This window comes from Pseudonocardia sp. 2-7, from assembly GCF_056341085.1.
On record NZ_CP094507.1, the window covers coordinates 3663727 to 3677702 of the forward strand.

The 13976-nt window shown below is 74.5% G+C and carries 13 protein-coding genes; 6 read left to right on the forward strand and 7 right to left on the reverse strand.

Features of this window, described 5'->3' with window-relative positions; genetic code table 11:
• Positions 1-5: 5 nt before the first annotated feature.
• The gene (locus MTO91_RS17625) at positions 6-497 is read right to left on the reverse strand and encodes a Dps family protein (protein ID WP_161152388.1); all 492 of its coding nucleotides are present in this window, start codon (positions 495-497) and stop codon (positions 6-8) included.
• A 127-nt stretch (positions 498-624) separates the two neighbouring features.
• Positions 625-1044 (reverse strand): universal stress protein, encoded by a 420-nt coding sequence (locus MTO91_RS17630; RefSeq protein WP_073574428.1) that lies wholly within the window; start codon positions 1042-1044, stop codon positions 625-627.
• Between the two features lie 150 nt (positions 1045-1194).
• Between MTO91_RS17630 and MTO91_RS17635 the strand changes: the two genes are divergently transcribed.
• From MTO91_RS17635 to MTO91_RS17645, 3 genes are read left to right on the forward strand one after another with little or no spacing between them, the layout of a single operon-like run.
• Entirely contained in the window at positions 1195-2193 is a 999-nt protein-coding gene (locus MTO91_RS17635; protein WP_357458306.1) for a Bug family tripartite tricarboxylate transporter substrate binding protein, read from the forward strand.
• On the forward strand, positions 2190-2732 hold the full coding sequence (locus MTO91_RS17640; protein ID WP_179762363.1) for a tripartite tricarboxylate transporter TctB family protein: 543 nt from the start codon (positions 2190-2192) through the stop codon (positions 2730-2732). Before MTO91_RS17635 ends, MTO91_RS17640 begins: the two co-directional genes overlap by 4 nt.
• Before the next feature lie 3 nt (positions 2733-2735).
• Positions 2736-4241: a tripartite tricarboxylate transporter permease gene (locus MTO91_RS17645; protein ID WP_179762362.1), complete on the forward strand. Its 1506-nt coding sequence runs from the start codon at positions 2736-2738 to the stop codon at positions 4239-4241.
• Here MTO91_RS17645 and MTO91_RS17650 read toward each other — a convergent pair whose 3' ends face one another.
• From MTO91_RS17650 to MTO91_RS17670, 5 genes are all read right to left on the reverse strand, one after another.
• On the reverse strand, positions 4242-5285 hold the full coding sequence (locus MTO91_RS17650; protein ID WP_100878122.1) for an LLM class flavin-dependent oxidoreductase: 1044 nt from the start codon (positions 5283-5285) through the stop codon (positions 4242-4244).
• Positions 5282-6172, reverse strand: a complete 891-nt coding sequence (locus MTO91_RS17655; RefSeq protein WP_476651953.1) for an SCO6745 family protein — start codon at positions 6170-6172, stop codon at positions 5282-5284. The genes MTO91_RS17650 and MTO91_RS17655 overlap by 4 nt, the downstream gene beginning before the upstream one ends.
• 55 nt (positions 6173-6227) lie before the next feature.
• A complete protein-coding gene (locus MTO91_RS17660) occupies positions 6228-8033 on the reverse strand; it encodes an NAD(P)/FAD-dependent oxidoreductase (RefSeq protein WP_073574430.1) in 1806 nt (601 codons plus the stop codon).
• A gap of 158 nt (positions 8034-8191) precedes the next feature.
• A complete protein-coding gene (locus tag MTO91_RS17665) occupies positions 8192-8995 on the reverse strand; it encodes a DUF1684 domain-containing protein (RefSeq protein WP_253068727.1) in 804 nt (267 codons plus the stop codon).
• A gap of 49 nt (positions 8996-9044) precedes the next feature.
• On the reverse strand, positions 9045-9872 hold the full coding sequence (locus MTO91_RS17670) for a hypothetical protein (RefSeq protein WP_253068726.1): 828 nt from the start codon (positions 9870-9872) through the stop codon (positions 9045-9047).
• A 99-nt stretch (positions 9873-9971) separates the two neighbouring features.
• Here MTO91_RS17670 and MTO91_RS17675 point away from each other — a divergent pair, with 99 nt between their 5' ends.
• From MTO91_RS17675 to MTO91_RS17685, 3 genes are read left to right on the forward strand one after another with little or no spacing between them, the layout of a single operon-like run.
• Positions 9972-11843, forward strand: a complete 1872-nt coding sequence (locus tag MTO91_RS17675) for a hypothetical protein (RefSeq protein WP_161151298.1) — start codon at positions 9972-9974, stop codon at positions 11841-11843.
• Positions 11844-11890: 47 nt separating this feature from the next.
• A complete protein-coding gene (dinB, locus tag MTO91_RS17680) occupies positions 11891-13180 on the forward strand; it encodes a DNA polymerase IV (RefSeq protein WP_476651954.1) in 1290 nt (429 codons plus the stop codon).
• Between the two features lie 49 nt (positions 13181-13229).
• Complete coding sequence (locus MTO91_RS17685; RefSeq protein WP_476651956.1) at positions 13230-13976, forward strand: Clp protease N-terminal domain-containing protein; 747 nt, start codon at positions 13230-13232, stop codon at positions 13974-13976.

Here is a 13976-nt window from a genome sequence, read left to right on the forward strand (position 1 = left end):
GCTGCTCAGACCTCGCCGCGGTAGCCGGCGGCCTGCGCCTGCCACATCCAGCGGGCCTCCTCCAGCGCGCGCCCCAGCTCGATGAGCAGGTCCTCGGTGAGCGGGTCGGCCTTGCCGGCCTGCTCGATGCGCGGACGCAGCCGGTCGACGGCGGCGTCGACGGTCGCCGAGATGGTGAGCACGGTGTCGGAGTCGGACACGTAGCCCGCCGGGTACTCGGGCAGCCCCGTGTCGCGGCCGACGGTCTTCGCGCGACCGTCGGGGGCGACGCCGATCGCGGCGGCCCGCTCGGCGACCGAGTCTCCGTGCTCGCGGGCCAGGTCGACGAGCTCGTCGAGGTGCAGGTGGATGTCGCGGAACTGCCTGCCGACGAGGTTCCAATGCGCCTGCTTCGCGACCAGGGACAGGTCGACGAGGTCGACGAGGGTCTCCTGCAGCACGCCGCCGGTGATGTCGGTGGCGCCGCTGTCGAGCGGGCTGGTGATCGGGGTGGCCATGGTGCCCACCGCTCCTTCCGATGTCGGTTCGGGATGTACCGGGAGTGCCCCGCCCTCGGGACGCCCACACCCGTTCGTGATCCGTCCGACACCCGGTGAGGCGCGCCTGACCTGGGGAAAGCCGAGCCTACGAGCGCGCCGCGTGGGTCACGAGGACCGGGATCGGGGAGTCCAGGATGATCCGCTGCGCGGTGCTGCCGGTGAGCAGCTTGCCGACCGGGCTGCGCCGCCTCACCCCGACCACGAGCAGCTGCGCGTCCTCCTGCGCGGCCAGGTCGAGGATCGCCTCGGCGGGGTCGCCGCCGTCGTCGACGACGCGCACCGCGGTGGTCGGGTCACCCTCGGCGCGCAGCCCGGCGAGCCGCGACCCGATGGTCACCTCGAGCGAGGCGTGGTCGTGGGTCCCGGTGCCGTCGGCGTCGAACAGCTCCTGGCGGCCGGTGGCCAGCACCGTCAGCGGGGCGCCCCGCAGCCGGGACTCGCGGACCGCCAGGTCCAGGGCGGCGTCGCCCTCGGGCGTCGGGCCGTAGGCCACACAGATCGTCATGTCGCTCCCCATCAGGCGTTCGCGGACGGGACGGAGACTAACCACGCCGAACGGACATACCGGAGAAAAGTTCGTTGTGGTCACAGAGATCGTAGAGTTTCCGATCCGGACCATGGAGGACGGAGCGGACGTGTGCCAACGTCTGCCCCCATGCCACGACGGCAGGTCATCGCAGCCCTGGGAATCGTCCTCGTCGCCGCACTCGCGGTGACCGCCTTCGCCGACGCCGCCCGGTCCGGGGAGGGACAGGCGGCGCGCTCCAACCTCACCCTCATCGCCCCCGCGGCCGCCGGTGGCGGCTGGGACCTGGTCGCCCGCGAGGCGCAGCAGGCCATGCGCACCGGGAACATCGTGAACACCGTGCAGGTGGTCAACATCCCCGGTGCCGCCGGGACCATCGGCCTCAACCAGCTCGCCGGTCTCGCCGGCGAGGAGACCACCATGATGGTCACCGGCACCGTCATGCTCGGCGGGATCAGCCAGTCCGGCAGCGCGCTCAGCCTGCAGGACACGACGCCGATCGCCCGGCTCGCGGAGGACTTCGAGGTCGTCGCGGTCCCGGCCGAGTCACCGTTCCGCACGCTCGACGACATGCTCACCGCCTGGGCCGCGAACCCGGCCGCGCTACCGATCGGCGGCGGCTCGGCGGGCGGCATCGACCACATGGTCGCCGCCCAGCTCGCGCAGGCCCGCGACATCCCCGTCGAGCGGATGGTCTACACCCCGCACCCCGGCGGCGGCGAACTCACGCTGAGCCTGCTGTCGACCGCGGCCGGCACCGTCGGCGTCGGGATCTCCGGCTACAACGACTTCCGCGACCTGGTGGAGTCCGGGCAGCTGCGGGTGCTGGCGGTCGTCGCGCCCGAACGCCTGCAGGGCGTCGACGCCCCGACCATGGACGAGCTGGGCATGCCCGAGGTCGACCTCGTCAACTGGCGCGGGCTCGTCGCCCCCGCCGGGATCACCCCCGAGGCCCGCGCGGAGCTGGAGCAGATCGCCCGCGAGATGGTCGGGACCGAGTCCTGGGGCGAGGCCGTGACCCGCAACCGCTGGGTGCGCAGCGAGACCTACGGCGAGGACTACGACCGCTATCTGGTCTCCGAACAGGCCCGCATCGACGACCTTCTGAAGGAGCTGGGGCTGGCATGAGCGGCCGTCCTGCACACCTGTCCCGGGGCGCGCTCGTCGTGCCCGCGATCCTCGCCGCGCTGGGGGTCTTCCTGACCTACGGCACGCTGACCATGCGGGTCGTCGGAGACGGCGGCCTGTTCGGCCCGACCACCATGCCGTGGATCGTCGCGATCCTGTGCTACGTGGTCGCGGCGCTGCTGGCGTTCGACATCCTGCGGCCACGGCCGGAGTTCGACGCCCCGGCCCCGGCCGCGGCGGCCACCGGTGACGGCGACGTCGAGGGCGCCGCCGGCGGGGACGCGCCGGCCGACACCGGGGTGAACGCCCCGGCCGTGCTGACCGCGGTCGGCGGCGTGGCCGCGTTCATCGTCGTCCTGCCCTACCTGGGGTGGATCCTGTCCGCGACCGGGCTGTTCGTCACCGTCGCCGCCGCCCTGGGCAACCGGCGCTGGCCCGCGATGGCGCTCGGCGGGCTCGCCGTGTCCTCGGCGGTCCAGGTCGTGTTCAGCATGCTGCTCGGGATCTCGCTGCCCGCCGGCTTCGTCGGAGGGTTCTGACCCGTGGAACAACTGACCAACCTGCTCGGCGGCTTCGCCCACGTCCTCAGCCCCTCCGCGCTGCTGTTCGTGTTCCTCGGTGCGCTGATGGGCACCGCGGTCGGGGTCCTGCCGGGGCTGGGCTCGGCGATGGCCGTGGCGCTGCTGCTGCCGCTGACCTTCGTCCTCGAGCCGACCAGTGCGCTGATCATGTTCACCGGCATCTACTTCGGTGGCCTGTTCGGCGACTCCATCGCCGGGTTCCTCATGAACACCCCCGGCAACTCGACCGCCATCGCCAGCACCTTCGAGGGGCATCGGATGGCGCTGCGCGGCAAGGCCGCCCAGGCGCTGGCCACCGGCGCGATCGGCGCGTTCATCGGCGGCATGGTCGCCTCGGCGCTGGTGGTGTTCTTCGCCCCGACCCTCGCCCGGCTCGCCACCGGGTTCGGCCCCGCCGAGTTCCTCGCACTCGCCGTGTTCGCCTTCGTCGCGATCTCCGCCGTCGTCGCCGACTCCGCGATCCGCGGCGTCGCCGCGCTCGCGATCGGCCTGACCCTGGCCCTGGTCGGGATCGACCAGCCGACCGGCACACCCCGGTTCTCTTTCGGCTTCTCCCCGCTGCTCGACGGCGTCTCGATCGTCGTGATCACGGTGTCGCTGCTGGCGCTGGGCGAGGTGTTCAGCCAGGCCGCGAAGGTCGGCCGGGCCGAGGAGACCAGCGCCGTCATGCCGACCGGCCGGTGGTGGCTGTCGAAGGCCGAGTTCCGCCAGGCGCTGCCCGCGTGGCTGCGCGGCACGGCGATCGGCGTCCCGTTCGGTGTCATCCCGGCCGGTGGCGCCGAGGTGCCGACGTTCCTGGCCTACGGGACCGAGCGCAGGCTCGACCGGCGCAAGGCCGAGCCGACCTTCGGGAAGGGCGCCATCGAGGGCGTCGCGGCGCCGGAGGCCGCGGGCAACGCCACCGCGGGCACCGCGATGGGCGCGCTGCTCGCGCTCGGCCTGCCCACCTCCGCGACGGCGGCGATCCTGCTCGCCGCGTTCCAGCAGTACGGCCTGCAGCCGGGCCCGTTGCTGCTGGAGCGCTCCGGGGACATCGTGTGGGCACTGCTCGCCGGGTTCTTCCTGGCGATGATCGTGCTGCTGATCCTCAACCTGCCGTTCGCGCCGCTGTGGGCGCAGCTGCTGCGGGTCCCGAAGTCCTACCTGTACGCGGGCATCGCGGTGTTCGCCGCGTTCGGCGTGTACGCCTCCGGGGCGAGCCAGGTCGACCTGGTGATCATGCTGGTGGTGGGCGTGCTCGGGCTGGCGATGCGGCTCTACGACATCCCCGTCGCGCCGGTGCTGATCGCGGTGATCCTCGGGCCGCTGGCGGAGTACTCGCTGCGCGACGCGATGGGCAACTCCGACAACGACCCGGCGGTGCTGGTGTCGAGCCCGATCACCGTCGTGCTGTACCTGCTGCTCCTCGCCGGCCTGGTCTGGACGGCGTGGCGCCGGTTCGCCGAGAAGCGCGCCGCCGACGTGTGATCACCCCGCGGCGCGGGCCAGCTCCACGGCCCGCGCCAGCGTGGTGAGGCGCTCGTCGAGGGTCTCCCCCGCCGGGTAGAGCCGGACGGTGCCGACGCCGGCGGCGGCCCAGTCCCGCAACCGCGCGGCGACCCGTTCCTCGGTGCCGACCAGCGTCGTCCCCAGCACCATCTCGTCGGTCACCAGGGCCGCGGCGCCGGCCCGGTCCCCGCCCTGCCAGGCGGCGCGGACGGCGTCGGCCCGCTCGCCCCAGCCCTGGCGGCGGTAGGCGTCGAAGTAGAAGTTCCGCTCCGCGGTGCCCATCCCGCCGAGGCTGAACGCGATGCCGGGGCGGCGGGCGTCGACCATCGCCGCCTGGTCGGCCTCGTCGGTGGCGAAGGCGACCTCGGCGCCCTGGCAGACCTCGATCGCGGACCGGTCCCGCCCGGCGGCGCGCAGACCGGTGTCGAGGTGGGCGAGGTAGGCGTCGGCACCCTCGGGGACGAAGCTCGTGCCCAGCCAGCCGTCGGCGACCCGCCCGGTGAGCTCCAGCATCCGCGGGGACAGCGCGGCGACGAACACCGGCAGGTCCGGCACCGGCGTGGTCGACAGCCGCATCGGGCGGCCCTGTCCGCCGGGCAGCGGGATCGCGACGGTCTCGCCGTCGTAGGCGATGCGCTCCCCCGCGCAGGCGGCCCGGACCACCTCGATCGTCTCGCGCAGCCGGGTGAGCGGGCGGGCGAACGGCACCCCGTGCAGGCCCTCGATGACCTGGGGGCCGGACGGGCCGAGCCCGAGCAGGAACCGTCCCTGCGACATGTCGTGCAGGGTCAGCGCGGCCTGGGCGATCGCGACCGGCGAGCGGGTGCCGACCTGGATCACCCCGGAACCGAGCCGGATGCGTCCGGTGCGGGCGGCGAGGTAGCCCAGCGCGGACGGCGCGTCGGACCCCCACGCCTCGGCGACCCAGCAGTCGTCGAGGCCCAGCTTCTCGGCCTCGACGACGAACTCGACGGTCTCGCGCCAGTCACCGCCGGAGGCCTCGACCGTCGTGGCGGTCCTCACCGGCCGTCCCGGACGAGCCCGACCGGGCCGTGTACGGGCACGTCCCCGGCGGCGAGCACCGCCGTCGCCATCGGCGCCAGCAGCGCGGCGAGCTCGGCGGTCCGTTCCGGGCCGAGTGCGCCCCACGGGCGGGCGGCGGCCCGGTCGGTGAGCCGTTCGATCTCGTCGTGCTCGTCGGCGCCGGCGGCGGTGAGCGCGCCGTTGGCGTCGACCCAGCCGCGGGCCCGCAGGTCCTCCGCGCCGGCCGCCCAGGCGTCCGGGTCGACGCCGCGGGCGGTGCGCAGCCACTCGCCGTCGGTCTCCCCGGCGGCGATCTTGAGGTGGTGCGCGGCGACCGGGCCGACACCCCGCGCGACCAGGACCGCGACGTGACCGTCCCCGCGGTGCTCGCGCAGCGTCGTCGTCGCCTGCCAGAGGGTCTCGAGGTCGCCGTCGGGGCGGGGCAGCGCGGCGTTCGCGGCGGCGAGGACGCGGCCGTCGACGTCGACCTCCCCGGCGGCGGCCCAGGCGAGCTCCGCGGCCCGGTGCAGCGCGGCCGGGTCGGCGGCCGGGCCGGCGCCGTCGAGCCCGGACCGGCGCAGCGCGGCGGCGGAACCGGCGAGCCGGGCCGCGAGCGCCCCGTCGGGGGACCCCGGCGACCAGACCCCGGGCAGCGCACGGGCGACCATCGACGGGTGGAAGCCGTGGAACGCGGCCGTCACCGGAGCCGCGCCCACCGGCCCCAGCGGGGCGGCGCGCATCGCGAAGTAGCCGCGCCAGAACCCGCGGAACCCGGCCGCCTCGGCGGCCGCCCGCGCCTCGGGGGCGAAGTACACGACGTCGTGGACCGGTTCGAGCTCGGCCCACAGCGCCCGCGCGGCCTGCACCGCGATGTCGGGGACGGTCACCACCGCACCGTAGTGCGGCGGTGACCGTCCCCGACAGGTCTCTCCCGCTCGGCGGTCAGGAGAGGTGGTGGCGCTCCTGCAGCGCGTAGACGGGGGTGTCGATGCCCGCCTCACGCGCCTTGAGCTGCAACGCCAGGTACAGCGAGTAGAACCGGCTCTGGTGCAGGTTGCCGCCGTGGAACCACAGGTTCTGCTGCTGGGTGGGCTTCCACATGTTGCGCTGCTCGCCCTCCCACGGACCGGGGTCCTTGGTCGTCTCCGAGCCCAGGCCCCACACCTTGCCCACCTTGTCCGCGACGTCCTGGCCGACGATGTCGGCGGCGAGGCCGTTCATCGACCGGTAGCCGGTCGCGAACACGACGAGGTCGGCGTCGAGCTCGGTGCCGTCGGCGAGCCGCACCCCCTTCTCGGTGAACTCCTGCATCTGCCCGCGGACCAGCTTCACCTTGCCGTCGGCGACGAGCTCGGCGGCACCGACGTCGATGTAGTAGCCCGAGCCACGGCGCAGGTACTTCATGAACAGGCCGGAGTCGTCGTCGCCGAAGTCCAGCTCGAACCCGGCCTCCTCCAGCCGCCGGTAGTAGTCCGCGTCGACCTCGCGGGCCTTGTCGTAGGCGGGCTTCTGGAACGTGTGCATGATCCGGTACGGCAGCGACGCGAAGATCATGTCGGCGGTGTGGGTGTCGACGCCCGCCTTGACCGCGCGCTCGGAGTAGAGGTCCCCGAGGCCGTACTCCATCAGCGTGTCGGACTTGATGATGTGGGTGGACGAGCGCTGCACCATGGTGACGTCGGCGCCGACCTCCCACAGCGAACCGCAGATGTCGAACGCGGAGTTGTTCGACCCGATGACCACGACCTTCTTGCCCCGGTAGGCGTCCGGGCCGGGGTGCTGCGACGAGTGCTGCACCTCGCCCCGGAACTGCTCCCGGCCCGGGAAGTCGGGGATGTTCGGCTTGCCGGAGACGCCGAGCGCGATCACGAGCTGGCGCGGGCGCAGGGTGATCTGCTCGCCCGCCTTGTCGACGACGACGCTCCATCGGCCGGACGCCTCGTCGAACTCGGCGCTGCGCGCGGTGGTGGAGCCCCAGTAGTTCAGCTCCATGATCCGCGTGTAGAACTCCAGCCAGTCGCCGATCTTGTCCTTCGGCGCGAACACCGGCCAGTTGTCCGGGAACTTCAGGTACGGCAGGTGGTCGTACCAGACCGGGTCGTGCAGGGCGAGGCTCTTGTAGCGCTTGCGCCACGAGTCGCCGGGCCGCTCGTTGCGCTCGACGATGATCGTGTCGACGCCGAGCTGGCGCAGCCGGGCGCCCAGCGCGATACCGCCCTGGCCGCCGCCGATGATCACGACCTCGGGGTCGCGGGTGCGCCCCAGCTCGGCCAGCTCGGCCTCGCGGCGCTCCTTCCAGGTGACCCGGTCCGGGTTGGCGCCGTGTTCGGTGCCGAACGGCCGGTTCTCGCCGCGGGGCTCCTCGTGCCCCTTCAACTCGTCGAGGGTGGTGAGGAACGTCCAGGCCTTCCCGTCGACGAGGCGGGCGTGCCCGGAGCCGCGCCCGACGGCGGTCTCGAAGGTGAACCACACGTCGGTGACACCGCCGGCCTCGGTCGGCTCCGCGGAGATCTCCCAGTGCGACGGGTCGGTCCCGTCGAGGGTGTTCTCGAGCAGGTCGCGGACGCCGTCGTGATGCTCGACGGTCTTCAGGTTCCAGGTGAACGCGACCAGGTCGCGCCAGTAGCTCTCGTCGGCGAACAGCGCGACGGCGCGGTCGATGTCGCGGGCGGACAGGGCGTCGGCGAAGGCGGTGAGCCAACCCTCCGCGGTCGTGCGTGCCGCCGTCTTCTCCTGCGTGGTGGTCACGGGCACCTCCTGCGAGCGGTTCGCCACGACCGGGGCGGCGCTCGCCGTCCTGCCGCGGTCGTCGGGGCAACGGAGGTGAGTGAACACCACCCGCGTGATCCACGACACCGGTTGCGGGGAGGTTGCAACTCCCCCTCACCGCGGCAGGACCGGGGGCCTCAGGCGAGGTCGGGCCGCAGCGGGCTCATCTCCCCCGCCTCGACGGCCACGTCCAGGGCGTTCCCGGCGGGCGGCAGCGGGCAGGTGGCGTGGGCGGTGAACGCGCACGGCAGGTTCACCACCCGGTTCAGGTCCACCTCCAGCGTCCCGTCCGGCGCCGGGTCGTCGGTGCGCAGGATGCGGCCGCCGCCGTAGGTGGTGTCCCCGGAGGTGGCGTCGCGGAAGTGCAGCGACAGGCCGCCGTCCTTCCCGGCCAGCGCCACGAGCCGCTGCGGAGCACCGGCCCAGGTGAACGCGACCTCGCCGACCGCGGTCGGGAAGTGCTGCACCCCGGCGACGACGGCGTCGACCGTCACCGTCCGCGGCGCGTCGTAGGGGGTGAACACGGCGTCGACGACGGCGGCCGGGTCGTAGGGCCAGGCGGGTACCCCGGTGAACGCGGTCCGGGTGCGGGCCTGCGGGTCGCGCACGCGCAGCGCCCACGCGTCGGTGCGCCGCGCGATCTCGACCACCCGCTCCCCCACGGTGACCATCACGCCGGGGGCGCCGTCGACGGGCCGGACGTGCGCGGTGCCGTCGAGCGGGCCGGTCGCGCCGGGCAGCACGATCCCGTCGTCCGCGACGGCGGTGACCGCGACCTCGTCGGGACCCGCGGCGCGCCAGGTCCCGGGCAGCCCGGGGACGGCACCGTCACCGTCGTCGAGCCAGTGCAGCGCGGTCAGGGACAACCAGCCGTGCGGCTCGCGGAGGGTCTGCTCGCGCGCGGTGCGCCACGCGTCGTGGGCGGTGAGGGTGCTCGTCATGTGGGGGCAACACCACAGCCGGGCGGAGGTGTTCCCCCGGGGCCGCGGCTCAGTGCACGCGGCGGCGGACCGACTCCGGGTCCGGGCGGGTCAGCGCGACCACCCCGCCGAGCGCGACGAGGACCCCGGCCAGCGCCGCCCCCTCCCAGCCGGGCCGGATCCGGTCGCCGAGCAGCGCGATCCCGACGAGACCGGGCACGACCACCTCGGTCACCGACAGCACCGCCGTCGCCGGGCCGACGGCGCCGTCCTGCAGGGCGCGGGCGAAGGCCAGCACCCCGAGCACCCCCATCGCGACGACGCCGTACACCAGCGGGTCGAGCAGCAGGTTGCCCGCGGTCTCCCATCGGAGCGGGCCGGGGTGGATCGCGCGGACGGCCAGCGCGGTCCCGCCGAAGCCCAGCCCGGCCAGCAGCGCCAGCAGCATCGGCCGTCCGGCCCGCCACACGAACGGGGCGGCGGCCAGGATCACCACGAACGACACCAGCAGGACCGGGGTGGCCACGGGGGGCAGCGCGTCCGGGCGGTCCGGCGCGGCGCTCGCGGCCACCACGACCAGCCCGGCCAGCACCGCGACGACCGCCCACCGGTCGCGCCGGATCAGGTTCCACGGGTTCCAGTCGTGGTCGGCCAGTGTGGTCAGCGCGATCGCGCCCGCCAGGATCGACTGCACCGCGAAGACCGGCAGGTACCGCAGCGCGACGACGGTGAGCACCCAGGCCACGACGTCGGCGAGCAGCCCGGCCAGGAACCACGGCTGGAGCCACACCGGGCGCCCGTACTTCGCCAGCCGGCTGCCGCGGGCCTCCCAGAGGGCGGCGACGGTGTTGCCGACCATCGCCGTCGCGGCGATCAGCAGGGCGAACAGTGTGGTCATGTCCGGGCCCATCCTGCCCGCCCGCGGCACGACCTGCTCCGGACACGCCGATCGGCGCCCGTGGGTGTGTGGCCGGTGCCGGGCGTGCACACTCGGCCCATGCGCATGCGGTTCGGCCCGGACTCCGACGACGAGTTCCACGCGGCCGCCCAGGAACTCCTCGACGGGTTCGCGGCGTGGCTGACCGAGAACGAGGTGGTCGCCGAACCGATGTCGGCGGAGCTGCTGCTGCAGTACAAGTGGCTCGCCGGCGACGGCGACCTCGCCGACTGGCCGCTGGAGCACGTCGAGACCTTCCTCGACGGCTGGTGCCCGCACATCGTGCTGGAGCACCGGCTGCCGGTGCGGCTGGTGCCCGCCAGCGTCGCCGCGTTCGTGGAGTTCCTCGACGAGCGCGGGCTGCTCGCCCCGGGCTCGCCGCGGCCGTCGCAGGTGCGGCGACTGTGCGGCGAGTACGTCGAGGAGTACGACGAGCTGGAGGCCGGGGCCGGGTCGCCGCTGCTCACCGAGCTGGGTGACGACCCGGACCCGGTGCGGATCCCCTCGCCCGCCGACCGGGCGGCGTCCGCGGCGCAGGCCCGGATCCTGCACGACGCGCGGGCGCTGGCCGGCTGGTGCGGCCCGCGCGGCCGGTCCCTGACCGCGACGGGCAACCTGCGCCTCGCCGACGCCCGCGAGCTGGTCGGTCTGCTCGGCACCGGCGACGAGCCGGACCGTGTCGTCCGCCTCGACCGTTCGACCCGGCTGCGGACCCTGACCTGGGTGCTGGAGACGAGCGTGCGCGCCGGCGCCGTCCGGCGGGAGTCGGGACGGCTGGTGGCGGTGCCGCGCTTCGCCGGGCTGGACGACACCTCCGCCCACGAGGACCTGGTGCTCGCCGCCCGCGAGGTGGGCGCGCTGTCGACGGGCTGGCCGCACGTCGCCGCCGAGGACACCGTGGACCCGGACCTGCCCGTCCGGGAGGCCGCGCCGACCCCGGTCGACGACACCGCACCCGAAGCGGACGTGGTGTTCACCGGTGAGATCGACGACGAGGCGATCGAGGCGCTGCTGCGCGCCGAGGAGGGTCCGCCGTCGGAGGACGCGACCCCGGCCCTGCTGTTCCTGCTGCGCCACGTCGACGACGGCGTCGACCACGACGACCTGCGCCACGCCCTGGACGTGCTGCTCGACTGGACCGAGGACGCCGACGGGGACGCCGACGTCGCCTCGCTCCGGACCGCGACGCTGCTGGAGCAGCTGGAGCGGCTCGGGATGGTCGCCTGGACCGGGTCGAGCCACGAGCCCGACGGGGCGGAGGAGGTCCGGGTCGGCGGCATCGTGCAGCTCACCCCGGGCGGGGTCGCGTGCGCGCTGCTGCTGCTCGCCGCGGAGGACCTGCACTACCCGACCCGGCCGGACCCGGCGGTCGCCTCGGCCGCGGAGATCGTCGAGCTGGCCGGAGAGGTCCCGCCCGACGAATGGCGCCGCGACATCGACGCCTGGCACGCCGCGCAGCCCGATCCGGCGCGGGCGGTGGCCGAGTTCGTGGCGGCGGCGCTCGCGCCGGGCCAGCCCCTGCTCGTCGCCCTCACCGCGACCGGCGTGGCCGCGGACCGCTTCGGCGCCGAGGCCGTCGACACCCTGCTGCACGACCACCTCGACGGCCCGCACCGCGGCATGGTGGCGCGCCGGCTGGTCGCGCGCGGAGAGCTCGACGCCGACGCCGTCGAGCCGGAGCTGCTGCTCACCGCCTCGATCGACGTGCTGGCCGTCGCGCTGGACACCGTCGACGCCGAGGACTGGCCGGACGCGTTCGCCGCCGAGTTCCCGCCCGAGACCCTCGAGGTGTTCGACGCCGTGTGGCAGCTGGACCACCCGCGGGTCGGCGAGGTGCTGGCCGCGCTCGGCGAGCACCACCCGGACGCCGCGGTGGCCAAGGCCGCACGCCGGGCTCGGGAACGCTGGCGCAGCCGGACCGGGGGCGCCTGAGCCGTCGGGCGCAGCCGCTCGCCGCGGACCCCGCCGCATGCGAACATGTGTTCGTGCGCGGCCTGGCCACCATCCTGCATGCCGACCTGGACTCGTTCTACGCGTCGGTCGAGCAGCGCGACGACCCGCGCCTGCAGGGGCGGCCGGTGGTCGTGGGCGGCGGTGTCGTGCTGGCCGCGAGCTACGAGGCCAAGGCGCACGGCGTGCGGACCGCCATGAACGGCCGCCAGGCGCGGGCGCTGTGCCCGCAGGCGATCGTCGTCCCGCCGCGGATGGCGGCCTACTCCGAGGCGAGCCGCCGGGTGTTCGCGCTGTTCCGCGACACGACCCCGGAGGTCGAGGGGCTGTCGATCGACGAGGCGTTCCTGGAGGTCGGCGGGCTGGCGAGGATCGCGGGCACGCCCCGGGAGATCGCCGCGCGGCTGCGCGAGCGGGTGGCCCGGGAGGCGGGGCTGCCGATCAGCGTCGGCGTGGCCCGCACCAAGTTCCTCGCCAAGGTGGCCAGTGGGGCGTCGAAACCGGACGGGCTGCTCGTCGTCGACCCGGCGCGGGAGCGGGAGTTCCTGCACCCGCTGCCGGTGCGCAGCCTGTGGGGCGTCGGGGCGGTGACGGCGGGGCGACTGCACGAGGTGGGCGTGCGGACCGTCGCCGACGTCGCCGCGCTCGGCGAGGCCGCGCTCGTGTCCTACCTGGGGCCGGCCGCGGGACGGCACCTGCACGCGCTCGCGCACCTGCGGGACCCCCGCCCGGTGGACACGCACCGGACACGCCGCTCGATCGGGTCGCAGCGGGCCCTGGGTCGCCACCCGCGCACCGACACCGAGCTCGACGGCATCCTGGCCTCGACCGTCGACCGGCTGGCCCGGCGCCTGCGCGCCCCCCGCGGGTCCGACCGCGACGAACCGGACGAGACCATCGACATCGACGGCCCGTCCGTACCGCGCGACGCGGGTGGGGCCGCGACGGGCGGCCGGGTCTGCCGCACCGTCGTGCTGCGGGTGCGGTTCGGCGACTACGCACGGATCACGCGGTCGCACACGCTGCCGGTCGCGACCGCGCACACGCCGACGATCCTCTCCGCCGCCCGCCGGCTGCTGAGCGACGCCCTGCCCGAGATCCACGCCCGCGGCATCACCCTGCTCGGCCTGTCGCTGACCAACCTGGACCGCGACGACGCCCTGCAGCTGGAGCTTCCCCTCGACGCCCACGCCGGTCCGGCCCTGGACACCGCGCTCGACGCCGTCCGGAGCCGGTTCGGCTCGGCCTCGGTCGGCCGCGCCAGCCGCCTCGGCCACGACGAGGGACTGCAGGTGCCCCTGCTGCCCGAACACGAGTGATCGTCAACCCGAGGTTGACGAACAACCGTCGTCAACTTACGGTTGACGCATGACGTCACCGACACCTCTGGGGGGCACCGTCCGCCTCGACGGCCTCATCCACGCCATCACCTCGGTCCACCAGGACCCGCTGGAGCAGCTCTCCGACGCCGTGCTCGCCGGGGACCACCTCGGCGAGGTCGCCGACCACCTGATCGGCCACTTCGTGGACCGGGCCCGCCGGGCCGGGGCGTCGTGGACCGACATCGGCCGCAGCATGGGGGTCTCCAAGCAGGCCGCGCAGAAGCGGTTCGTCACCCGTCCGGACGCCCCGGAGAACATGGCCCAGGGCTTCGAGCGGTTCACCCCGCGGGCCCGCAACGTCGTGGTCTCCGCGCAGAACGAGGCGCGTACGGCCGAGAGCGACCGGATCACCCCGGCGCACCTGGTCCTCGGGCTGCTCGCCGAACCGCAGGGGCTGGCCGTCGCGCTGCTGACCGGGCTGGGGACCGACACCGCGGCACTGCGCGAGACCGCCGTCGCCGCGCTCCCGGAACGGGCGACGACGGTGCCCGCCCTGATCCCGTTCGACCCGGCCGCGAGGAAGGCCCTGGAGCTGACCTTCCGGCACGCACTGCGGATGGGGCACAACTACGTCGGGACCGAGCACGTCCTGCTGGCCCTGCTGGAGCAGGAGGACGGCGACGGTGTCCTGACCCGGTCGGGCGTCGACGGTGAGCGGGTGGAGCAGGCCGTCACCGAGGCGATCGCCGCGATGACCGGGGGCGGGGCAACGACCGGGGCCGGGGAGAGCTGA

What these genes read in the sequence shown, in the direction of transcription:
- MTO91_RS17630 (WP_073574428.1), bottom strand. Translation starts at nt 1,044, where the DNA reads ATGACGATCTGTGTGGCCTACGGCCCGACGCCCGAGGGCGACGCCGCC.
- MTO91_RS17670 (WP_253068726.1), bottom strand. Translation starts at nt 9,872, where the DNA reads ATGACCACACTGTTCGCCCTGCTGATCGCCGCGACGGCGATGGTCGGC.
- MTO91_RS17685 (WP_476651956.1), top strand. Translation starts at nt 13,230, where the DNA reads ATGACGTCACCGACACCTCTGGGGGGCACCGTCCGCCTCGACGGCCTC.
- MTO91_RS17640 (WP_179762363.1), top strand. Translation starts at nt 2,190, where the DNA reads ATGAGCGGCCGTCCTGCACACCTGTCCCGGGGCGCGCTCGTCGTGCCC.
- MTO91_RS17675 (WP_161151298.1), top strand. Translation starts at nt 9,972, where the DNA reads ATGCGCATGCGGTTCGGCCCGGACTCCGACGACGAGTTCCACGCGGCC.
- MTO91_RS17635 (WP_357458306.1), top strand. Translation starts at nt 1,195, where the DNA reads ATGCCACGACGGCAGGTCATCGCAGCCCTGGGAATCGTCCTCGTCGCC.
- MTO91_RS17665 (WP_253068727.1), bottom strand. Translation starts at nt 8,995, where the DNA reads ATGACGAGCACCCTCACCGCCCACGACGCGTGGCGCACCGCGCGCGAG.
- MTO91_RS17625 (WP_161152388.1), bottom strand. Translation starts at nt 497, where the DNA reads ATGGCCACCCCGATCACCAGCCCGCTCGACAGCGGCGCCACCGACATC.